General features: G+C 30.1%; 23 protein-coding genes. All 23 read right to left on the bottom strand.

From position 1 onward, the window contains the following. Positions 1 to 3: 3 nt before the first annotated feature. Entirely contained in the window at positions 4 to 885 is an 882-nt protein-coding gene (locus ACZZZT_RS06795; RefSeq protein WP_463459855.1) for a hypothetical protein, read from the bottom strand. Next, positions 885 to 2,318 (bottom strand): MBOAT family O-acyltransferase, encoded by a 1,434-nt coding sequence (locus tag ACZZZT_RS06790; protein ID WP_463459854.1) that lies wholly within the window; start codon positions 2,316 to 2,318, stop codon positions 885 to 887. Before ACZZZT_RS06790 ends, ACZZZT_RS06795 begins: the two co-directional genes overlap by 1 nt. 1 nt (position 2,319) lies before the next feature. After that, on the bottom strand, positions 2,320 to 3,384 hold the full coding sequence (locus ACZZZT_RS06785) for a UDP-glycosyltransferase (RefSeq protein ID WP_463459853.1): 1,065 nt from the start codon (positions 3,382 to 3,384) through the stop codon (positions 2,320 to 2,322). 379 nt (positions 3,385 to 3,763) lie between these two features. Beyond that, positions 3,764 to 4,585, bottom strand: a complete 822-nt coding sequence (locus ACZZZT_RS06780; protein WP_463459852.1) for a polysaccharide pyruvyl transferase family protein — start codon at positions 4,583 to 4,585, stop codon at positions 3,764 to 3,766. 5 nt (positions 4,586 to 4,590) lie between these two features. After that, positions 4,591 to 5,466, bottom strand: a complete 876-nt coding sequence (locus ACZZZT_RS06775; RefSeq protein ID WP_042565931.1) for an N-acetylneuraminate synthase family protein — start codon at positions 5,464 to 5,466, stop codon at positions 4,591 to 4,593. After that, positions 5,453 to 6,619, bottom strand: coding sequence for a cytidylyltransferase domain-containing protein (locus tag ACZZZT_RS06770; protein WP_463459851.1), 1,167 nt, complete (start codon positions 6,617 to 6,619; stop codon positions 5,453 to 5,455). Before ACZZZT_RS06770 ends, ACZZZT_RS06775 begins: the two co-directional genes overlap by 14 nt. Before the next feature lie 101 nt (positions 6,620 to 6,720). After that, positions 6,721 to 7,272, bottom strand: coding sequence for an acyltransferase (locus ACZZZT_RS06765; protein ID WP_463459850.1), 552 nt, complete (start codon positions 7,270 to 7,272; stop codon positions 6,721 to 6,723). Positions 7,273 to 7,509: 237 nt separating this feature from the next. After that, a complete protein-coding gene (locus ACZZZT_RS06760; protein ID WP_463459849.1) occupies positions 7,510 to 7,758 on the bottom strand; it encodes an acyltransferase family protein in 249 nt (82 codons plus the stop codon). A gap of 33 nt (positions 7,759 to 7,791) precedes the next feature. Continuing rightward, on the bottom strand, positions 7,792 to 9,279 hold the full coding sequence (locus tag ACZZZT_RS06755; protein ID WP_463459848.1) for a hypothetical protein: 1,488 nt from the start codon (positions 9,277 to 9,279) through the stop codon (positions 7,792 to 7,794). A 5-nt stretch (positions 9,280 to 9,284) separates the two neighbouring features. After that, positions 9,285 to 10,430, bottom strand: coding sequence for a glycosyltransferase (locus tag ACZZZT_RS06750; RefSeq protein WP_463459847.1), 1,146 nt, complete (start codon positions 10,428 to 10,430; stop codon positions 9,285 to 9,287). Further along, entirely contained in the window at positions 10,430 to 11,503 is a 1,074-nt protein-coding gene (locus tag ACZZZT_RS06745) for a glycosyltransferase family 2 protein (protein ID WP_463459846.1), read from the bottom strand. The genes ACZZZT_RS06750 and ACZZZT_RS06745 overlap by 1 nt, the downstream gene beginning before the upstream one ends. Continuing rightward, complete coding sequence (locus ACZZZT_RS06740) at positions 11,500 to 12,528, bottom strand: glycosyltransferase family A protein (protein ID WP_463459845.1); 1,029 nt, start codon at positions 12,526 to 12,528, stop codon at positions 11,500 to 11,502. Before ACZZZT_RS06740 ends, ACZZZT_RS06745 begins: the two co-directional genes overlap by 4 nt. Then, entirely contained in the window at positions 12,528 to 13,085 is a 558-nt protein-coding gene (locus tag ACZZZT_RS06735; protein WP_463459844.1) for a glycosyltransferase family 4 protein, read from the bottom strand. The genes ACZZZT_RS06740 and ACZZZT_RS06735 overlap by 1 nt, the downstream gene beginning before the upstream one ends. A gap of 200 nt (positions 13,086 to 13,285) precedes the next feature. Further along, complete coding sequence (locus tag ACZZZT_RS06730; protein WP_463459843.1) at positions 13,286 to 13,681, bottom strand: hypothetical protein; 396 nt, start codon at positions 13,679 to 13,681, stop codon at positions 13,286 to 13,288. Positions 13,682 to 13,687: 6 nt separating this feature from the next. Next, positions 13,688 to 14,578 (bottom strand): glycosyltransferase family A protein, encoded by an 891-nt coding sequence (locus ACZZZT_RS06725; protein ID WP_463459842.1) that lies wholly within the window; start codon positions 14,576 to 14,578, stop codon positions 13,688 to 13,690. A gap of 3 nt (positions 14,579 to 14,581) precedes the next feature. After that, positions 14,582 to 15,427: a glycosyltransferase family 2 protein gene (locus ACZZZT_RS06720; RefSeq protein WP_463459841.1), complete on the bottom strand. Its 846-nt coding sequence runs from the start codon at positions 15,425 to 15,427 to the stop codon at positions 14,582 to 14,584. A gap of 17 nt (positions 15,428 to 15,444) precedes the next feature. Next, positions 15,445 to 16,224 (bottom strand): glycosyltransferase family 2 protein, encoded by a 780-nt coding sequence (locus tag ACZZZT_RS06715; RefSeq protein ID WP_463459840.1) that lies wholly within the window; start codon positions 16,222 to 16,224, stop codon positions 15,445 to 15,447. Between the two features lie 36 nt (positions 16,225 to 16,260). Continuing rightward, positions 16,261 to 16,953, bottom strand: coding sequence for a CatB-related O-acetyltransferase (locus tag ACZZZT_RS06710; RefSeq protein ID WP_463459839.1), 693 nt, complete (start codon positions 16,951 to 16,953; stop codon positions 16,261 to 16,263). A 6-nt stretch (positions 16,954 to 16,959) separates the two neighbouring features. Further along, complete coding sequence (locus ACZZZT_RS06705) at positions 16,960 to 17,469, bottom strand: hypothetical protein (protein WP_463459838.1); 510 nt, start codon at positions 17,467 to 17,469, stop codon at positions 16,960 to 16,962. 176 nt (positions 17,470 to 17,645) lie between these two features. Next, on the bottom strand, positions 17,646 to 18,344 hold the full coding sequence (locus tag ACZZZT_RS06700) for a hypothetical protein (protein WP_463459837.1): 699 nt from the start codon (positions 18,342 to 18,344) through the stop codon (positions 17,646 to 17,648). Positions 18,345 to 18,386: 42 nt separating this feature from the next. Continuing rightward, on the bottom strand, positions 18,387 to 19,670 hold the full coding sequence (locus ACZZZT_RS06695; protein ID WP_463459836.1) for an ABC transporter ATP-binding protein: 1,284 nt from the start codon (positions 19,668 to 19,670) through the stop codon (positions 18,387 to 18,389). 57 nt (positions 19,671 to 19,727) lie between these two features. Next, positions 19,728 to 20,594 carry an ABC transporter permease gene (locus ACZZZT_RS06690; RefSeq protein ID WP_073395918.1) on the bottom strand — a complete coding sequence of 289 codons (867 nt, stop codon included), beginning with the start codon at positions 20,592 to 20,594 and terminating at the stop codon, positions 19,728 to 19,730. Between the two features lie 217 nt (positions 20,595 to 20,811). Beyond that, positions 20,812 to 22,779 (bottom strand): polysaccharide biosynthesis protein, encoded by a 1,968-nt coding sequence (locus ACZZZT_RS06685; protein ID WP_463459835.1) that lies wholly within the window; start codon positions 22,777 to 22,779, stop codon positions 20,812 to 20,814. Positions 22,780 to 22,841 lie beyond the last annotated feature (62 nt).

Genomic DNA, 22,841 nt, shown 5'->3' with positions numbered 1-22,841 from the left:
TTACTATTTATTAAAAAAATCTTTTAAAATTCTGGCAGTAAACATTCTGGCTCCTGTATCATTCATGTGTCCGCAAGACGAAAAATATTTATTCTCGACTACTGCATTTTCATAATTATGGATTTCAGGATATGCTTTTTTTACCTTTTCAAAATAATTCATGCCCTTTACGTTTTCACACATTGGCGTCATTACAACAATCAGGTTTATGTTGTTTGCTTTGCAGATACTTTTGATTTCTTCATAGTATTTGTTATGCGGCAGTGGATTTAATTTGACAATATTGTTTTTCATATTACCATTCTCAACTCCATCCAGAGGATTATATCCCAAATTATTTAAATGAATTGTTTTTTTATGAATTGCATTAAAAAACATTTCTCTAAATCCTATTCTTACTTCATATTTAATATATCTGTAAAACGGAATATAATACAATTCATTAAAATGTTCTTGTGTTTGAAAATGCTCTTTAATAACATTTGAATTATGAATATAAGGCAAAAATCTTGAAGCGATTCCTTCAGATTGATCACTGCCGGAAAGGTTTAAATCAGCTTCAAGAATCACATTCTTAATTTGATATTTTCTCTCTATCATCAGTTTTAGCATTAGAGCCGTTTCAAATAAATGTGAACCACTCATGCCGTAATTAAAGGTTTTTAATCCTTTTTCTTCAAACATTGGAGCTACAAAATGATTGTTTGCTCTTGATGAACCCAAAATCACTACATCATATTTCCTTCCTTCTGAATTATAAATCTGATCTATTTTTCCCCGGTTTTTACATTGTATGAACATCGCACTGTAAAGTCCGTCTAAAACAATAGCCAGTAAGATTGTTACAAGAATAATCTTGGCTATATAAATTAAAAAATTCTTCATTAGAATTGAAAATATATGAATTCTTTATAATCTGAATAAGTTCCGAATGCAAGTATTGCCGCAATAGCAAGGCTCAATTTCAGTAAACTTTTTTTACCCGAAAGAGGTTCGACTTTGTTACGATTATTCCATTCAACCAAAACAAAAACGCCAATTAATAGTAATAATTCATAATTATAACGTTCATTTTCCAGGTATTGAGAACCAAAATGCCTATCTGTAACAATACGTTTTAGATATGAAACTGCATCTGTTATTGTTCTTGCTCTAAAAAACACCCAGGCTATACAGGTTAATAAAAACGTGTACAAAATGCTCATTATTACTTTTGCAGAATCAAAATTCCACTTCAAAACAATGGCATCCATATTATTTCTATTGCTATTTGACAAAAGTAAAGGCAGAAAGTAAACTGCGTTTATAAAGCCCCATACAACATATGTCCAATTGGCTCCATGCCAAAATCCGGACACCACAAAAATGATAAAGGTATTTCTGATTTTCATCCAAAGTCCTCCTTTACTTCCTCCTAAAGGAATATATAAATAATCGCGAAACCAGGATGAAAGCGAAATGTGCCAGCGTCGCCAAAACTCGGCAATATCTCTTGAGAAATAAGGATAATTGAAGTTTCGTAATAAATCTAAACCAAACAATTTTGAAACTCCTAAAGCAATATCCGAATAACCTGAAAAGTCGCCATAAATCTGGAATGCAAAATAGATGGCTCCCATAATTAATGAAAACGAGTTCATTGATGTATAATGATCAAAAATGGCATTGGCATAAGTTGCACAAGTATCTGCAATGACCACTTTTTTTACTAATCCCCATATAATTTGATAAACTCCCTCTTTTGCCGTTTCAAAATTAAATTCTCTTTTAACTTTTACCTGTGGCAATAAATGGGTTGCTCTCTCAATTGGTCCGGCAACTAAAAGTGGAAAGTAACTTACGAACAAGGAATAATCGACAAAGTTATATTCTGCTTTTATTCGTTTGTAATAAATATCAATGACGTATGATAAACCGTGAAATGTATAAAATGAAATTCCGACAGGAAGAATCACATTTAATAAAATTGGGCTGGCTTTTATTCCTGCTGAATTTAATAAATCAGAGAAAGAAGAGGCAAAAAAGTTATAGTATTTAAATATTCCTAAGAATCCTAAATTGACTATAATACTAAGCCAAAACCAAAATTTTCGGCTTTTTTCAGATTTACCTTTTTCAATCTGGATTCCGGTGTAATAATCCAGAAACGTAGAGAATACTAATAGAAACAGAAATCTCCAATCCCAACAAGAATAAAAATAATAACTCGCTATAATTAGTAAAGCGTTTTGAGTGCTTTTTGTTTTATTAAAAACGAACCAATACAGAAAAAATACAATTGGCAGAAAAATAGCAAATGCTATAGAATTAAAAAACATATTATTTATTTATACATTGATTGATTGTATCCCAAATTGCCAAAGATGCTTGTGTTGGATTTTTTCCCACTACAATTTCGTACCATTTTTTGCCATCTGAGACATTCGATAATTTTTTATCTAAAATTTGTTTTACCTGATCTTCCAAAGTTGTCTTATCTGTACAAAATATTGCCGCTTCCTGAGAAGGCATGCTTCTAAAATGAACATATTTATAATTCTGACCGATATCTCTGATTCCTTTTTTTAGTTGTGGCTGTTCGTAATTGAAATAGATACAAGGTTTATCATGTGCAACAAAATCAAAAACGGTAGAAGAGCATACATTTGTAACGAACTCTGAATGTGCACAAACGTTATGTAATAATCCTAAATCTTCTTTGGTTGGTAAAATTTCGTTCCAATTTTTACCTGCAGGTTTCCATAATGGGTCAAGAACAGTTATTACATCTTTGTTAGCATTAATAACTGCGTCATATCTTGTGCTGACATCTACGGGGCATTTACGATAAATAATAGCAGCATTTTCGCCTTTTGCATTTAAATTTCGTACTGCTTTTGCAAGATCCTCCAGATAGTACTGGTCTAGCGGAGAAGTTGTTTCGTCATCGCCGGAGAAACAAATATATCTTTTAGAAGTATCTAAATTGTTTTCATTAAAAAACTCGTCTCTGCTTTTAAATAAATTTTGATCGTAATGAGGTTCAAACTGAGGCGTACCTGTTACAAAAACCTGAGATTCTTGTACAAAAGGATAATATTTCAGGACTTCTTCTTTCATTAAATCACTCCATACAAAATAAAAATCAGCTTCGACAACCTGCATTGCTTTTGGCACATTATCCCATGAATAAACAAAAGATACTACGGGAATACCCAGATCTTTGGCTGCTAATAATGCACTAATAGATTGTGTTGCTCTTTGTGTGGTGCAAAAAACTAAATCAGGTTTATGTTCCTGTAATTGTGCTTTACAATATTGATATTTTGTCGTTGAACGTTCCAGGGCATTGATACGCTTTCTGATCCTTACAATTCCTTTTTCTGAAGAATTAAAACCAATCAATAATTTAGTGTATAAGGTTTTTAAAGTGTTTTTGAGACCTTTGTAACTAAATGGAAATTTATAGGTTTCGTAGACTTTATCATTGAATTTTTTTGAGAAACATTCAATTCAATATGTTTTCTTATTCTGGAATAAACAGGCGTTAAAGGATGCGTTGTATGATTTTCGATTTTAACCTCATCATATCCTAGCTCCTCTTTTAAAGAGAAAACAGTATTATTCCAATAAACGATTTCATACCCTTTTTCTTCTCCTATTTCTTTAAATTTTGTAAAAGCAAAATTGCGTAGTCCTACACCATCCGGAAAAAAACAAATACTTTTTTACTCATAACCTAAACACTAAGTGGTATTTTAAAATAATATTTTCTATTATTAAACTAATTCTTAAAAGGACAAACTGCCATTAAACCTTTTTTCAGTGACTCTATAACTTCTTTATCAGGTAAACTAACATTCTCTGCAAATAATTTCTCTAATTCTATCTCTGAGAATTCGTTAGTTCTAATTGATGGATTGTAAGAAGGTATTTGTACCGACTCAAAATAATCCTGATATTTGATGTCATCACCAAAAACACCATCCGAAAACGGCTGCCAAACTGCCGGAATACCATATGCATGTGCTATAATGATTCCGTGCAAAGAAGACGAAACCACTTTTTTACATTCTAAAAATTCAATAGTTTTAGACTCGATATCATTGGTCATCATATCTATAATTTTGATATGATTTTGTCCCTGAAACCAGCTTTGAACTATTTTATAATCATTGTAATGCGGTACAATGCCGTACTCGTACTTTTTAGTTACTTCAGGATTAAAATAATCCGGCAAGAGTAAAGCCGGATCTCCATATATTTCGGGAACTTTATATCCAAGACTTAGCAAATACTTTCGAGTTTGAGGTCCGCGAACAGCTAAAAAAACAGCATTTTTTATTTTAGAATCTTTACTGATAATTCCGCTGCCCCAAACAATACATTTATGATTTACATTGGTTAAAATACTTCCTATCGTTACATAAATTGGTGAAAACCAATCTAAAACAGAGAATTTTTTAGGCCATGCAAAAACAACTTTTTTATTAGAGATTTTTTCAACAAGGTATCTACCCAAAACATCTCCATAGTTTTCTTTAGACTTACCCTGGATAATTTTTTCGTTCCACCAAAAAACTCTAATTCTGTTTGAAAAAAGCATTCGTCTTAGACTTTTTTGTTCTTTAATTTATCTCTTTGAACTTGCTCAATTGGCAATATATCAGTCGATTTAAAAGTTAATGCCTGATAAACTGCATCTAAATCACGAGATAATTTGCGTAAACCCATTGGTTCTAAAGATGCTGCATGGTCAGTTCCTTTCCATGTTCTGTCGATAGTATAATGTCTTTCTATAATGTTTGCGCCCAAAGTATAAGCCGCAATATCAACAGCAATTCCTAAGTGATGACCAGAGAAACCAATATGTTTTACCTTATCTGCGTATTTTTGTTTTAACAAATTGATATCCAACAAACAAACATCTTCAAATGGAACCGGATATCCTGAAGTACAATTGTATAATACTAAATCTTTGTTTCTGCCTTTTTCAGTAAAATAGTTTACTAAAATATCAGTCTCATCTTTAGTAGTCATACCTGTAGAAATATGAATTTCACCAGAATAATTTTCGCATAACCAACCTAACATATCAAAGTTATTGTTGCATGCAGAAGGAATTTTAATGAATTCCGGATTTAATGATGTAATTTCTTTTGCAGAAGTAGTATCCCAAACTGATGTTGAATAAACGATACCAATTTCTTCGCAATATTCTTTTAATTCGCGGTGTTGGTTAACATCAAATTCCAAAAATTCACGGTGCGCACCATAAGTATCTCCATAAGAGTTTAATGCATTTGGATGGGGAGCGTGGTATTGTTCTTCTGTTAAAAGTTCTTTATTATTTCGTTTTTGAAATTTAACTGCGTCTGCATTTCCAAAAATCTTAGCAATTTTAATTAATTCTTTTGCTATTGACATTTCGCCTTTATGATTACATCCTATTTCGGCAATCACATAAGGTTTTTTATATTCCTTCATAACGTTTATTATATTTTATTAAAATTTCACAAGTTTCTCTTATTGCTCCGGATGCAGATGCATGGGTTAAAATATAATCAGCATTTGCTTTTACGGTAATGGTTGCATTTGCCGGTGCAAAAGACCATCCAACACTACAAATATTTGCCAAATCATTTACATCATCTCCTACGTACGCAACGGCGCCAAAACTACTATTTCTATCTAAAAGAAAATGTGTTAAAAACGAAAATTTATCCTTTACCCCCAAAAATGTGTCGTTTATCTGCAATTTTTTCATTCGCTGCGCAACTAAATCAGAATTTTCGGATGTTATTGCAATGACCTGAATCTGATTTTGCCTGATAATTTCCAATCCCATTCCATCGCGCATATCAAATCTTTTGGCCATTTCTCCTTCAGCATTATAATATACACTTCCATCGGTAAAAACACCATCGACATCGAGTATTAAGTATTCAATTTTTTGGTGTGTTTTACTTTTCTTCTGGCGTTCTACCAATAAATTCTCAACGATATGCCAATCTGATGTACTATCTATTTCAACAAGAGATTCTTCAGGCATTTTTACCAAACCAATCGAACCGCTTATTCTATTTTTTGAATTTAAAAAAGCTTCTTTTGTTGTGGTATAAACCGCGCCATTTTCGATTAACAAGCCATCAAAGTCCTGACGTCTTGGTCTTTTAAAAACATCATAATTTTGAGATGTTCCATCAGAATTCCATATAAAACGATGCGTATTTACAACCGTTAATGCAGATTGTTTTTTATTATCGATAATTTCATTTAATGTGGCATTTATATCTACTGCCTTTGTCATTGGAGAAGTTGCCTGTAGTAAACACAGAATATCAAAATCGTATTTAATAGTCTCTGCAAACTCCAGCATCACACTTTCTGTCGAGGCTGTATCAGACGCATTTTCATCATTACGCAAAAGCGCTTTTACTTTTGGCGACCAATGGTATTCTTTATTTATATAATCGATTATTTCCTGATCATCTGTAAAAATGTAAACTTCATCCAATTCCGAAAAAATTGCTTCTGTCAGAACCCATGAAAAAAGCGGGCGTCCTAACATTTTTTTCTTGTTTTTTCCTGGAATTCCCTTAGAATTTTTACGAAGCGGAATAATGGCTGTTTTTTTCATAAGTAATACTTTTTAATGCCTCAAAAGTAATTTTAAAAGTTAAAAAAAGGCACTTTGTAATAATAAAGTTTATGTTTATTAAAGTTTTATTTAAAAGAGGATTAGCCTGAAATGTAAGATCCAACCTTATTTGAATTTATTATTTTTATAATAAGGGTTGAAATACTAAGGCATAAGAAAACTGTGATTGGAGTTCCTATTACTGGATTAATAAATGATGCGTTTATGCCAAAACTATCTAATATAGATAAAACCAAAACGTGGATTAAGTAAATACCATAGCTCAAATTGCTAATTTGAACCAAAACAACATTGGTTTTGTTATTTAAAAAATCAGATAATCTAAAAAACAGAAAAAATCCTATTGAGGCAAGAAGGACATTAAAACTAAAAAAATCATACAATGAAGTATCGATTTTGCCTTTTGAAACAGAAAACCAATAGGTGCTAAAAAAGGTAATAAGCGAACCTAAAATAAAAACCAATATTGCTATTATTTTCCATTTTTTTATATCCTTAATCTCTATTACAGACAAATAATATCCTAATACCAAATAGCCAACATATCCTGAAAAATAAGAAAAATCTATTGCAGGTTTATAATTTTCAAAGCCAAAATTCTTAAATAGCAGCGTTATGAACCATAGCAACAAAAAATAATGAATTTCATTTTTTTTGCTTTGCTAATCCAGACATTCAAAATTGGGATAATTAATATTAATCCGAAAAGCATGTATACGTACCAAAGATGATAGGCGCTTCCAAAATAAACAGATCTGATTAGTTTTTTAATGATACCAAAAAATGCAGCTTTTTGTAATCATCTGTTTTTATAAAAATCGAATATAAAACATAACAAATACTCCAGAAAAAGAATGGCAGGCCAATCCTTATAAAGCGTTTAATAAAAAAGTTCTCAATTCATATTGCTTATTCAGCAATAATGCTCCTGATATCATAACAAATACAGGAACACAAAAGCGAAATATCGCATCATAAAAATTAGCATAGTTCCATAATTCATTTGACAACACGCCAAATTTCACTACTAACGGCGATGCTGTATGCACAAAAATGACTGCTATAATAGCAATAACACGCAGGTTAGAAATCCACAAAAAATTTTCTTTTGTATTCAAAATTCAATATTAATTAACATCCTAACAATTAAATTATGCTAAGGGATTATAAACTTCTAACGCTGTATTAACTGTACTGTTTCGTCCTATATTTTCAATAAGAGTCGAAAAATCTGATTCGAAATTTGATTCCTTTTGATCTATAAAAAACACTTTTTTATCATCAATATATAAATTAAACATTTCTTTACCCATATTATGAATTAATAATGACGGGATTCCCATTAAATAAGCTTCAATTAAACAACCAGAATAATTTGTAACATGCAAGAAAGAACGAACAAGTGATTCTGGCAAAGGAGTTTGAAATGCATCCTGAGCTACGGCTTTATCATTAATATTATTTAAAATTAAAAAATCATTTAGCTCCTGGAGACTTATGTTAGTTCGTGGATGCAATCTAAAAATCCATTTCAATTCTGTTTTTTTTATTAATGATATAATTTTAGGCGTAATCATATCCTCAATAGAAAATGGAGTGGTTTGTAAGCTATAAAAAATTTGTTTTTCATCACTTTTCGCTATTGTTTTGTATTTGTTTAGATAATACGAAACAAAGGGCTGCCCAACCAATATTGACTTAACGTTTTGTGTAGTAGATGCCCATTCTTCAATATTGCTTTTTGATCTTGAATCCCAATTCCAAAATTCAACAGGCATTATATTGAAACCCTCTTTTGGCACTTTTGTCCAGCTTGTATAAGCCATGTGAATATTAGTTTGTGGCCCGTGTTGAAAATCTATTGTTATAATTTTTAAATCATTTCCTACTAATAGGGCTGCTGTCAAATCATCCAATCCATAATATCCAAGAAAAACTATTTTTGACGGTTTTACTATTTTATAAAATAATCTGTAAAATGGTTTTAGCGATTTTATTTTATTGGTCCAATTAATTAATTCTTTCTCTGAAATTCTTACTCTTTTCAATTCAAAAAAATGTGCTGACAGCCATAAGTGAAACTCCTCATATCCCTCTAAATGCACGGTATTTTTATTTTTCCTGAAACCAGAAAACAACTTGGATAATAAAGTAAAATCATTCAAATGCTTTTTTAATTCTATTACAGCATTCGGATTGTACATCTTGTCATAGGTTTTTTGATATTCGACCATATAAACCTCATCCTCCAATTTATGATGCTCAATCATTGAATCATAAAATCTATTAAAATAAGCATCATCATTTAAAACCCTATGAATATGTGAGCCAAAAAATAAAATCTTTTTGTTTTTCAACCTTAAAAAAAACGCAACTAATCTCACGAAAGCCCCCGTTATTTTTAAAATCATTAAAAAAATACGGACTAAGAAATTAGATTTTTTCTTCTCAGTCTGCTTATTGCTGTCAGTTGATATGTTTGATTTATTCATTTGAACTAAGAAATCTATATATATCTTAATTCTAACATAAGGCCAAATATCAATGCCGTTAATATTCCATAAATCTACAGGCCATTTTTGCTCAATATCAATAATTAATTGTTTAATATCTTCTTGAGTTGAAATACTTTTTTGCACTTAAATTAATTTTTAATTTCTATTGACTTAGCGTTTAAGCTATTATAGCTGTCTTTTACTTTTTCTTTTAAATAATTGTATTCTAATTGTAACAGATCATTTTTCAGGTAATCTTCCGAAAGCAGGCGATAAATAGCATCCAGAATCCTCGATTTAATTTCAGAAACATCTTCGCAATTTTCGATTAGCAAACCATTCACACCATGATTTATAACTTCGGCGGTTGCGCCACCCGGATTTGACTGAATAGGATAAACTTCCATGCAAATGGCTTCGAGTAAAGTATTCGGGATCCCGTCTGAATTACTATTACCAATGTAGATTTTAGATTTCCCCATAAGCTCTATAACTTCCTGATGCGAAACTTTTCCTATTATTTGGAAATTGGTCCAATCTTTTAGTATCGACTTTTTTGCATAATCTAAAGTTTCCTTATCCGAACCAAAAACAACTATCGAATAATCGGAAAGTTCGTTTTTAAGAAATTCCATTGCTTTTAAAACCGAAATAGCCCTACCCGATCTTCCTTGAAAACCTTTGAGCAGAATGACATTTCGTTGGTCGACAGGTAATTTAAATTGTTTCATATGAGCCAAATCAAATCCGCCTCCACCAGGAAAAATACCAAGAAAATCACCCGAAAAACCATGTTTTTTTGCTATTTCATAATCTCTTTTGCAATCTGTAAACAAGTAATTGACTCTTGGCAAAACCCGTTTGATATCTTTTAAATATTTATTATCATTTTGAAAATAAAACAAATCACTTCCCCAGGAAGAATATATCCATTTTTGATTTGATTTTTTTTCCATTACAGAAATAATGGGAGTACATGACAGATATAAAGCAAAACTATGAACAACATCGGGCTTAATTTCATTTAAATATTGTTCAAAAACCGATGCCGTTTTGTACTCATTAAAATATTGAAGAAATTGATAGACTTTTGGAAATTTTTTCTTTACAAACAATCTTCCGGGGTAATTCCATTTTAATTTCCAGCCTACTTTTTGAGATACCCAATTTAGCCTTTCAGACTTTTCACTCATTCCGGTAATGTCAAACCAATATACTTCATGTCCAGAATCCTGAAGCTGACTTGTCCACCTAAAAAAATGGAGTGATGGAATTGAAACCATAAGTATCTTCATTATCGAAAATAAATTTTAAGGGTAATTAGATTTTTATTTTGGTCGAATGAATATTGATATGGCAGATTCCTGTAATGCATTACAATTTCCTGTAATATCGCATTATTTACACTTTTCATCGGTAAAAATTCCAGATACTTTTTTCCTAACATTCTTTTTGCAAATTGTTTTCTCTTATTGCGATCAGATGTGTCTTTAACTATTATTGAAACCACTGTATTCTCAAAATTATCCAGTTGTGCTAATAATGCATTTACTTTTGAAGTTTCTGGTTCGATCTCAATTGTAAAATCCGGCTGACCTGATAATTTAGAATATTCTTTTTCTTCCGGTAAAACTCCCCACTGCTGGTTAATATTTGCTTTTGTTTGTTTGCTGGTTTGAGAAATCTGAATATAGGAATGATTTATTCTTTCCAATTCAAAATGATATGGATCTGTGCTTAAATTAGTTCGGTATGTTTTTGGATGCCATTGGTGTTTTAACAGAACCTCTTTTTCAAAAAAATCAATTTTAATTCCGAGATTGTGAAGTCGAATATGAACATCAGTATCTTCAGCGCCCCAGCCATGATAAAACTCATTGTAACCATTTATTTCTTTCAACAATTGAGTTGGATACAAGGTCATTCCGGTAGCTTCTTTTCTTGAAGTAAAATCTACCGTTGCATTATGAAAATCTCTTTGAAGTGCAGTTTCTTTTTGACTTAAAAAACCAACTTGAAAGTAGGTTGCTTTATCTTTATTTTTAAGTTCATGCAATTTATTTATAAAATCAGGGTGAAAAAGCATGTCGATATCTCCAACAAAAAAATAAGGTGTATTGCATTTTTTCAATACAATATTTATGGCTCTGCATTTATTCCATAACTGCCCGGAAACCGGAGAAATTATAGATTTGATTTTAGGATATTTTGCAATCAATTGTTTTAAATCATCGACATAATTTGGCTCTGATCCATAATCTACAAAAAACAATTCGAAATCGTCATTTGATTGCTCTGCGAGAGAATCAAAACAATTCTTTACAGTCTGTAAATCACGGTTACGATTGGTTAGAACTATTGTTATCATTGTAGTAAATCATTTAATTGTTTTTCTGAAAGCCCTTTTCTTTTTAAGATATATCTGCAAAGCACTGGATATCTAAGAAACTTTTTAAAAACTTTTTCAGTAAAAAAATAATAAAATGGCCTGGCACTTAATACTTTTAAGGTTTCAATATTTTGAGTTTTTTTGACTTCTTCTTTTAACCCAATGTGCTTTTCAGTCATCCAGTCTTCTAAAACATTTCCTAAATGGTACGCATAATTACCATAAGTGGCCAAACGATATCCTCCTAATTTAAGAACCGGGAGATCTGTGTACAAATATTCGCTATCACCACCTAATTTATAGATCGTATTATCTTTAGGCATTTTAGAAAAAACTTCTCTTTTATAGGTACATACAAAATGAGAGCTTCCTAAAACTGCGATAGTTTCTTCTTTACTTTTTAAGGTTGCAATAACATCTTTATACTTGAGATCAAGCCATGGCCAGCCAATACTATTAGCAAACAATGTCATGCTTTCGGGATCTTTTACCGGACGAAATTTTAATCGTGATGAAAATAAATTATCAAACCATATATTGTATGTTAATCTAAAATGGGTTCTAAAAACAGGAACAGGACTTACCGATCCCGCTTTGGGAAAAGCATTAAAAACATCTAAAACTTCTTTTTCCCAATCATTATCAAATAAAACATCGGCATCTGTAATTGTAACCAAACGTTCTTCGGCTGTACGCAATGCTTTTAAAATACTGTTTACTTTGCCAATACTTTCTTTTTCGATTATTAGTTCATCAATGTACTTTTCTTCTTGTAACTGAAATAATTTAGCATTTACGCTACTGCAAGAACCATTGCTTATTACAGATACTTTTATATTTGAAATTGAAGTTTTATGAATTGAAGTCAGACAATAGGTAAAAATGGCAAAAGCATCTTTATAATAATCTTCTTCATTCGGTATATACAAAGGAATTATTATTCGGTGATTTGAATCCGAAACCGGTAATAAAATATCTTTTGAAATATTTTTTCCTTTTCTCATTATACAGCCATTACTTTTTCTATTTCTTCTAAATATCTTGCATTAATATTTTCTTTCGAAAAACTTGAAGTATATCTGTCCCTAATTTCTATTGATAATTTTTCAGCCTGATCTGCGTCAATGTTTTTGATTTTTATCATTTCTTCAGATAAATCTTCTACTGTATTATTAAACCAGGCGATATTAATTCTTTTGAATCGCTCCTCCATGGCACCGGTTTTTGCTGACAAAATTAATCTTGCGCTTGCCATAGCTTCAATACCTGTCAAAGGACCAGTTTCAAAATCGTAATGCGAAATAATAATACAATCTGCCTGTTTAAAAAAATCAGCTGTTTTATGATTCGGTATAAATCCTGTAAAAACAACATTGTCATTGTTTTTCGCTAGTTTTTTCAGATTATTATATTCAGATCCTTCACCAATAATAATTAATTTATCATTGTTGGAAACCTTTAAAAAAGCTTTTATAACGATATCAATGTTTTTTTCTTTTTCTAAACGTGCGATGGTCAAAAATGTTTTCACTTTATTTTTTACTACCGGAATTTTCAGCAATTCTTCTTCATTAAAAGCACATTGATCAATTACTGTATAGTTATGGGTATTTATTTTAAGACCATTTGCATTGTTTGCAGAATGATGAATAAATAAATCAACATAATTTAAATAATCATAATTCTGATAATCTAAAATTTTACCTGTTGTTCTAAAAACAAATTTGATTTTATTATGATGACAAATTTCGATAATCTCTTTTACGTAATTCGATGATAACTGACCAAAAAAACAACCAAATTATATTTAGGGATCAGGGTATTTAAAACTTTTAAGGCTTTAGCATCATAACTATAATGCTTTTTGGCCCATTCGTTATTGGCATAATCCGGAACTGACCCTTTACAATTGTTCTTTAAATAACTGATAAACGCCAAAAGTTTAATCACCCCGAAGTTTTTAAACACTCTACTTTTTAAAGAAAAAACGGGAAGACTTTTACTAAAATCTAAAACCTGAGTATTTTTTGAAATAGTCACAGTAGAACATACCTCAACTTGATATTTTGATGACAATACATTAGAAACAAAGCCTACTTCTAACTCTCTTCCTCCAAAATCCGTAATTGGGCCTATTATAAGTATTTTTGATTTCAATTTCTCTTATTTAAGTAACATTCTTTTTAGATCTAAAACCAAGTTAAAACCAAGTTTAGATTTAAATCCAAACATTAGTGTTTTATAAATTATAAATAGAATTCGATACCCATTCACGACTTTGGAATAACGAATTAGATTTAGATATGCTTTATACAAATAAAGATTTACTTCGAATATATTCAGGGCGTTCAAGTTCTGGTAAATTAATTCCCAACTCATTAAAAGTTTATCTAATTCTGATTTTTTAAATAAAGAACTTGTATTTTCATCATGAATTCTATATCCTGCATAAGTTTCAGAAACCATTATGATTTCAGGATTTTCTTTTAATATGCCTGATAAAAAAACAGCATCATCATTCGGACTGTCTATCCATTGGATATTACCAATTGAAACTTTAGGAATTAACCATGATCCAGTAGCAATAAAACCTCCATTAACTGATAATTTCCGAATTAATTTTCGGGCATCAATTTTCTCTTCTTCAAATATGTTATTATATGGAAAATTATAACTTTCATTTAATTCATTTTTAAACTTTTTCCATTTTGTAATAGAAATTGCCCCTGTACTGTTTGCACTTTCCAACAGTGAAACTTGGGTTTCAATTTTTTCTAAAAATAACAAATCATCATAGTCTAAAAATTGAATGTACTTTCCTTTAGCCACTAACAAAGCTTCATTTCTTGCATTATGTCGACCGGGCTTTGTTTTTAAATAAATAAGTCTTGGGTCATTTATATTTAAAAAATTCTTGCAAGTTTGAATTTCCAATTCTCCATTGCATGCTATAAGTACTTCAATATGGCTGTATGATTGCAATAGCGCACTTTCTACACAACTTTTAAAGTAATCTATAGTTTTGTGAACGGGAATTATTATTGAGACTAACATTATTTAATATAAATCATTCTTATTATTAAAAATTGTAAAACCCAAAAAAGTATTAAAAAAGACATCAATAACGAATTTCTTGCTTTTAAGTTTTCGCCTATAATCGTTCCTGGTTTGTTCTAAATCATTGTTTAGTTCTATTGATGAGCCTAATTGGTTTACAAAAAAATCAGCGTGTTTGATGCACATGTATTCAACTGTATTTTTTTCTGTTTTTTCATCAAACTGTTTATGTCTGGATATCTTTTTTATGCGATAATAAAATCCAATAAAATCTAAACGCTTTACATTACCCCCATCTTTTAATATAGCAATCCAAAACTCCCAATCTTCAATTCCCCTGTCCATTTTAACATCATATCCTCCTACTCTTTTCCAATCACTTTTTTTATAAATAGCAGAGCAAAAAATCATGTTTTTCTTGCTTAAGTTATAAAGGGAAAAAGGTTTCAAATTCCATAATCCAAGCTCATCTCCAAATTTTTCAGCTTTGCAATAAACTACTTTTAAAGAACTTTCATTATTAAAAGAGTTTAAAGCTAAGTCAATATATTCCGGAGCAATTTTATCATCTGCATCTAGTGGTAGTATGAACTCTCCTTTTGCTTGTTCTATAGCAGAATTACGAGCAACGCTTGGACCTGCATTTTTTTGAAAAATATATTTAAAACGAATATCTTTTGCACACCATTTTTGTGCAACAAATTCTGTATTATCGGGACTTCCATCATTAACAATTATACATTCCCAATTCTCATACGTTTGATTAAGCACTGAATTGAGAGCTTCATCTAAATATTGAGCCTGATTATAACATGGAACTATGATGGAAATTACAGGAAGAGGCATAATTGATGAAGAATTATTTAAAATTTGTTTATTACACCTAATTTTATTAGAAAATTAAGTTTCTTTGATGTTCGCAAACTATAAATTAGATTTTGATATTTTTCAAGCTCATAAATATCACTCATAAAAGCACTAAATTCTTCTTTTAGAATTTTTATTCTTTCTAATTTAATTTGCTTCTTATTTTCTGGAACAGAACTTAATCCATCTAAATAAAAGGTTGACAAAACAGAGTCTATCCTCACATAGGAATGATTAAATTTACATATACTTAAAATAAAGAATTTCCAATCTGAAACAATCTTATGATTTTCATCATACATACCGATTTTTTCAAATAGATTTCTCTTTATAAAAGTTGCCGGATGCGGTAAACTATCATGTACAAAATAAGAAAAAGATAACTTTTCAGGATATTTAACAACCTTTGATTTTATTCCATCACTAACATTTAAATTAAAATAAATTATGTCTATTAATTTAACATGCCTATGATTTTCTTCTAAAATTCTGTTATTAAAAAAAAGATCTCCACTATTTAAAAACAACAAATAATCGCCACTGGATTTCTCAATTCCTTTGTTCATAGCATTATAAATTCCAGAATCCTTTTCACTCACCCAATAGTCAATATCATCTTTTTTTGATTCAATAAAAGCAGCGCTGCCATCTGTTGATCCCCCGTCAATAACAATATACTCAAATTCCTGCCAGGTTTGATCAATAACACTGTTCATAGTCTTTTTTAGACCTTCGAGGTTATTATAATTAATGGTGATGATTGAAATTAACGCCATTTTAATTAATCTTATTTTTAAATTTTAAAGAATTATTTATTTCATCTTATTGATAAACTCTTCTACTTCGAAAAAGTGTTTTTCGACTAAAGGCAAATCTTCTTTTGCAAAATCCCACCACTTGATTTTCAAAAGTTGCTCAATCTTAGCATCATCAAATCTATATTTTATTATTTTGACCGGATTTCCAACTGCAATTGCATACGCCGGAATATCTTTAGAAATTAATGCTCCTGCACCTACAACAGCACCGTCACCAATTTTTACACCATCGAGGATCGTGACATTCATTCCTATAAAAACATCATTACCAATTACAATGTTTTTTGTTTCTTTAATTTTATCAACTTCACTTAATGTGGTACCATTTTGTTTTTGTGTTGAGTAAAACATAGGATGTGTTGATAAGCCGTTAGTTGGATGTATTCCCCAGCCACAAATCAAATTAGGACCTATTGAACAAAACTTGCCAATTGTAGTATTATTAAGAATCACATTCTCTGCAATATATGTGTATTCTCCAACATTTGAATTCAAAAGCCTGTAAGGTGGATACAACTTAACATTCTTATCTAAAATACTATTGTGAATCTGTTCTTTTTCTTTTAAATCTATATTATTAAAGAGTAATTTATAAATATTTGAATTAACTCCATAGACAGCTATTATAGTTTTTTTTATAACAAAATCTAAAAAGGAAATAATTTTATTTTTAATTACTTTTTTCATTTACCTCTATTTAATTTTCCCCACAAAAACAATTCTGTTTTCTTCTAATTGTTCTTCAATTAGCAAACTAAAAGACTTTACAAATTCATCTCTAAACCATTCAATAGTGTACCATTCAGGCAATTCTTGTTTTATTTTTGTTTCAATACTCCATAACCCTAAAGGCATAAATTCTACTATCACATATTTATTTGAAAACATAATAAGTCTTTCAAAAATTGCAGCTAAAGAAAATTTACCAGTTAATATTAAATGATGCGTTACAGCCAAAGAAACTGCCAAATCGGACTTTAGTCTTTTAGAAGTTCCTAATAAATCAGGTGTAAACATGAAATTTAATAAAAGAGGCGTGACATTATTAATGTTTAACTTCTTACTATTTAAATATGCCTCATTTATAGCATTTTCGTCATAATCAACTAAAACAATTCTTTTTAAATCCATTTCCTTAGACAACAAAAAAGAAAAATAACCTTCATTACCTGCTAAATCGATTACTGTTTCAATGTCTTTCAATTCATTGATAATTTCTAATAATCTTTTAAATCTATAGGAGTAATTAACATTTTCAATCTCATTGTAAAATTTACCATGATAACCTTTCCATTGGCTATCTATGATAGATTTAGAAAGTAAATCTATATTGTTCTTTATTTCCTTTTTTGGAAAGTTATCCGTTAATCTATTTACTTTTAGATCATATCTAAAAAGCTTATTTTTTTATTAAAAATAATTTTTAATAGCTTGTTTGCAGCTTTTACAAAAAAGCTGATAATAGAAATATTTCTTTTTGATGAAAACAATATGTTTTTTCTAAAAGAAAAAATGTATCTATCGACTAATAGCAATTTATACAATCCCGATTCTTCTATATTTTGAGAGGGAATTGTGAACATTCTATGAAAATTACTCTCTAATAATTTTCTAACAATCAAAAGTTCATTTTTACTCCAAAATAATAACGGGATAAAAAACGAATTTAAAAATTCTTCGTAAGCAATCCAATGATTTTTAGATCTGATCACGTCTATACTTCCAATATCTACAAAAACAGGTTTATTGTTATTAAATAAGACATTTAGGGTATGTGCATCCTTTAATTCATAACCATATTTATTACAAATATCATTAATTTCCAACACCATTAAAGCAGCATCCTTAAACATTTGAAATGTCCATTCATGTTGCAAACTTTCAACTACCCGTTCATGTTCTAAAATAAGTTGTTTGCTTTCCGGGAATTCATCTGATACAAAGGTTTGAGGTATTAGCTCCCTTTTAGCTAACTCTTTAAACATACCTGAGTTAAGCAATTCCAAACAAATGCTTTCTTTTTCTTTTGATATCTGTCTGAAAACTCTATTATTATAAAAAAACTCTGCCAAAATCATCTACCATTGACTTATGAGAGTATTGAATATTATCCATTTTATTTATTTTAACTGTGACCACTTATGTTTATAATATACTCTTGATAATTCTGAATCTTGTAAATTTTTACCAGTATTAAAATAATCTGCATTTTCTATAGTAAACTCAAAAGCGTTTGTTAAATAATCGATTAAAACATTGTCGTTGAAAATAGCTATATTTAAATAATAATTATCAGGTTTAATATTTAAAGATTCTTCCAATTCACAAGAGATTTCTGATTCGTCTTTATCAAGGGAAATAGCGAAATTTAACAAATTGGAATCAAATCTTAAGTATCCTTCATCCATGAAATTATATATTCCAATAACAATTCTCACATTTTTTAAGCTGTCTTGTTTAAGCTGCTTTAACAATAAATTAATTGTAATCTTTTCTCCAAGAAAAAAGGTATTCTTCTTGTCACCATTTGAAATCAGACTTAGACCTGAAACTCTATATTCTCCAGTTCCTTTTCTATTAAAATCAAAAAGCTTAGTGCTTATTCTTTGTGTTAAAGTTTGGTACTTTTTTAAACTATCATCAATTCCTCCTTTAAAAACTACCTTCCCATGTTCCATGACAATGCCCTTTGTGCATAAACTTTTTACAGCAGCCATATTATGACTAACAAATAATACGGTCCTCCCTTCACCTTTGGAAATATCCTGCATCTTACCAATAGCCTTTTTCTGAAATTCAGCATCTCCAACTGCTAAAACCTCATCAATAACTAAAATTTCAGGCTCTAGAAAAGCAGCTACAGCAAATGCCAAACGAACCGTCATTCCAGAGCTATATCTTTTTACAGGAGTATCAATATAACGTTCGCAACCAGAGAACTCAATAATTTCATCAATTTTTGAAGTGATTTCCTTTTTGGTCATTCCTAAAATAGCTCCATTTAAATAGACATTTTCTCGTCCGGTCATTTCACCATGAAAACCAGTTCCTACCTCAAGAAGAGATGCAATTCGACCGCGCGATTTTATACTTCCTGTAGTTGGAGCCGTGACTTTTGACAATATCTTTAAAAGGGTTGATTTTCCTGCACCATTCTTTCCTATAATCCCCAAAACTTCTCCACGTTCAACTTCAAAATTAATATCCTGCAAAGCCCATACATAGTCTGATTCTCCTTTTGTCGAACGGTCGTTAGTGTCTCCAATTTTTAAATATGGATTTTCTTTTCCTCTAACCTGATGCCACCATCTGTTTAAATCATGGCTTAACGTACCCGTTCCTACTTGCCCTAAACGATATTGTTTAGAGATATTTTCAGCTTTTAAAATAATATCTTTTTCCAATTATAATATATTATTAATTGTAAATTTTAAATTTATTCTCCTGATCAAAAATTAGCTTTAAACTGTATCTATAAAACTCTTTTCGGTTTTATTAAAAACTAAAAGACCAATAAAAAATACTGCAATTGTGAATACCAAAGTATAAAGTAATCCTGGAATTGAAATTTTACCAACATCTAGAAGCATATAACGAGCAGTCTCAATTATATATGCTAAAGGGTTATATTCAACAAGCCATCCATATTTTGGCAATTTATCTTTTAGCAATTCCATTGGATACATTACTGCAGATAAATACATTAGTAACTGTATTCCAAAACCAACTAAATAACTAAAATCCCTATATTTTGTAACCATTGACGATATTAGCATTCCTAATCCTAACCCAAGAATTCCCATAATGATGATCAGAACAGGAAAAAATAAAACAAGACCATTTAAACTCAGGTCAGTTCCTATTAGGTAGTAATAACAATAGAAAGCTATAAAAATAAGAAATTGAATTCCGAATTTTATTAAATTAGAAATTACAACTGATAAAGGTGTTATAATTCTTGGAAAATAAACTTTCCCGAATATTCCAGCATTAGACTTGAAAGTATCAGAAGTTCCATTAAGGCAGGCTGTAAAATAATTCCATACGGTAATCCCGGCTAAATTGAATAAAAAAGGAGGTACAGTACCCGTATTTATACCAGCAACGTTATTAAAAATTATTGTAAAAGTTACCGAAGTGAATAAAGGCTGAATTAAGTACCAAAGCGGTCCTAAAACGGTTTGTTTGTATACTGTAATTACATCACGTTTTACAAATAAGAAAAGTAAATCACGATATTGCCAAACCTCTTTAAGATTGAGGGAGAAAAATTTGTTTTTTGGTGTTATTTCAAAGAGCCAATCATTTGAAACATTATTATTTTTCATTTTATTTTGATTACAATTTGGAGTGCAATAATAGGCATTTAAAAATTATAAAAAAGTTTTTTTAGTCCCTTAAAAATTATAATTAAAAAACGATTCAGCCCAATAAAATTAACAAGATTTTTACTTAACTGCAAAAAGTATAAAAAGCAAAAAAGGCGTTTTATTAAAACACCTTTTTAAATATTTGATTTAGAATTTCTCGTATGTATTAAGCAAATTATTTGTCTAAAACTTCGAAAGCTGAATTCATGCTTTTAAATTCCGGAACTATTTTTTTCATTTTAGATACAATGTCATCATTATCATAAAAATCAGCAATTCCTATAAGATCATCGATTTCAGTATGCAGGTTTTCATATTCATCCTGTATCTCTTGTGCAATCATGATTTTATTATGATAAGTCGGTAAAGTCTTAGATGTATCGTTTAATAATTCTTCGTATAATTTTTCACCTGGTCGTAAACCAACAATTTTTATTTTTATTTCCTTATCAGGAATAAAACCTGCCAGCTTAATCATTTTCTTCGCCAAATCTATTATTTTGACTGGTTTACCCATATCAAAAATATAAATTTCGCCTCCGTTACCCATTGCCCCAGCTTCTAAAACCAATTGACACGCTTCCGGAATTGTCATAAAATATCGTATGATATCCTGATGTGTAATTGTTACTGGTCCACCTTCTGCAATTTGTTTGGTAAACAAAGGAACAACTGATCCATTTGATCCCAGAACATTTCCAAAACGAGTAGTAATAAATTTTGTTGCACCTTCTACATTCTCATTTTGGTTTTTCAAAAATAGAGATTGTACATATTTTTCAGCAATTCGTTTGCTGGCCCCCATCACATTGCTGGGATTAACAGCTTTATCTGTTGAAACCATCACAAACTTCTTCACAAAGTACTTACATGCTAAATCAGCTAAATTCTTAGTCCCTTTAATATTTGTTAATATTGCCTGTGAAGGATTTTCTTCCATCAATGGCACATGTTTATAAGCAGCAGCATGAAAAACAACATGCGGGCTATGAGTTTTAAAAACTTTTTCCAATGCTTTCTTACTTCTTACATCCGCAATTACAGCAATAATTTTTGTCTCAGAATTCATACTCAAAGTTTCCAAACATAAATTATGAAGTGGAGTTTCAGCATGATCTAAAATAATTACTTTTTTAGGATTAAATCCAAGCACTTGTCTTACTATCTCGCTTCCTATTGACCCGGCTGCTCCAGTTATAAGAATTGTTTTGTCTTTTAATTGCTTTGAAATTGATTTACTATCCAGGACTATCGGTTTTCTTTCTAATAAATCTTCAATCTGGATATTTTTTACCTTTTGAGAAATTTCTTTTTGATTTTCCCAGTCAGAAATCAAAGGAACTGTATAAACTCTATAATTAAATTCTAAACATTGATCAACAATAATTAACTGTTCATCTTTAGTTAAACTTTTATCTGCTATAATTACACCTTCTGCAGCAACGGAACGCATTAAGGCTGGTAATTTTTTTCTTAAAATCAAAATTGGCAAATCCAACATTCTTTTAGATGCATTTTGATTATTCTTATCAACAAAACCAACTATTTTAAAACGAGAAGGGGTTTCAAACTTTAATGCATTGGCTACAGAAATAGCATTGGCATCAGTTCCATAAATGACTGTTCTAATTAATTTAGTGCTTGTTTTCTCTGAAAAATATAATTCAAAAGTCTGTTTTACAATTACACGATATAAAAACAATCCGCAAAAAGACAAAACTAAATTAATAAAGAGAGCGGTATTTAAAAAAGCTTTATGTCCTGCGTATAATTCGAAAACCAGATTAAAAAACAGAAAGAAGACCAAAACTGACATTTGAGAAAATAGCAGTTTGATAGCATCTATATAAGAGGAATGTCTAATAATTCCCGAATAGGTTCTAAACAACCAGAAGAAAAATATATTTACAAAAATTAAGCTCCCAACAAAGTAGAAATGATGTGATGTAACAATGTATCCTAATGCTGTTCCTTCAAACAACATGTATGTAAATGTGAATGAAAAAACCAGCACCATTACATCTATAGCAATAATAATCCACCTGGGTAAATAACTCAGGTTATTGATATTTGCCCTTAAATTTCTCGGTGATAGGAAATTATGAAACAAAGTCCTTATTTTAGCTTGCTCTTCTGTATTCAATTTGGGTTCTGTTTGATTTTGTAAACTTCGTATTACATACAAAAGTACAAATTAAAGGTTTC

This window comes from Flavobacterium sp. AC274, assembly GCF_979258275.1.
This window is presented reverse-complemented; position numbering and strand designations above follow the sequence as displayed.

Excerpts from the sequence above, each read along its gene's own strand:
- ACZZZT_RS06740 (WP_463459845.1), bottom strand. The coding sequence starts at position 12,528 with ATGAGAAAAGGAAAAAATATTTCAAAAGATATTTTATTACCGGTTTCG.
- ACZZZT_RS06700 (WP_463459837.1), bottom strand. The coding sequence starts at position 18,344 with ATGATTTTGGCAGAGTTTTTTTATAATAATAGAGTTTTCAGACAGATA.
- ACZZZT_RS06725 (WP_463459842.1), bottom strand. The coding sequence starts at position 14,578 with ATGTTAGTCTCAATAATAATTCCCGTTCACAAAACTATAGATTACTTT.
- ACZZZT_RS06780 (WP_463459852.1), bottom strand. The coding sequence starts at position 4,585 with ATGCTTTTTTCAAACAGAATTAGAGTTTTTTGGTGGAACGAAAAAATT.
- ACZZZT_RS06720 (WP_463459841.1), bottom strand. The coding sequence starts at position 15,427 with ATGCCTCTTCCTGTAATTTCCATCATAGTTCCATGTTATAATCAGGCT.
- ACZZZT_RS06710 (WP_463459839.1), bottom strand. The coding sequence starts at position 16,953 with ATGAAAAAAGTAATTAAAAATAAAATTATTTCCTTTTTAGATTTTGTT.
- ACZZZT_RS06750 (WP_463459847.1), bottom strand. The coding sequence starts at position 10,430 with ATGAAGATACTTATGGTTTCAATTCCATCACTCCATTTTTTTAGGTGG.
- ACZZZT_RS06795 (WP_463459855.1), bottom strand. The coding sequence starts at position 885 with ATGAAGAATTTTTTAATTTATATAGCCAAGATTATTCTTGTAACAATC.
- ACZZZT_RS06715 (WP_463459840.1), bottom strand. The coding sequence starts at position 16,224 with ATGGCGTTAATTTCAATCATCACCATTAATTATAATAACCTCGAAGGT.
- ACZZZT_RS06745 (WP_463459846.1), bottom strand. The coding sequence starts at position 11,503 with ATGATAACAATAGTTCTAACCAATCGTAACCGTGATTTACAGACTGTA.
- ACZZZT_RS06770 (WP_463459851.1), bottom strand. The coding sequence starts at position 6,619 with ATGAAAAAAACAGCCATTATTCCGCTTCGTAAAAATTCTAAGGGAATT.
- ACZZZT_RS06690 (WP_073395918.1), bottom strand. The coding sequence starts at position 20,594 with ATGAAAAATAATAATGTTTCAAATGATTGGCTCTTTGAAATAACACCA.
- ACZZZT_RS06775 (WP_042565931.1), bottom strand. The coding sequence starts at position 5,466 with ATGAAGGAATATAAAAAACCTTATGTGATTGCCGAAATAGGATGTAAT.
- ACZZZT_RS06790 (WP_463459854.1), bottom strand. The coding sequence starts at position 2,318 with ATGTTTTTTAATTCTATAGCATTTGCTATTTTTCTGCCAATTGTATTT.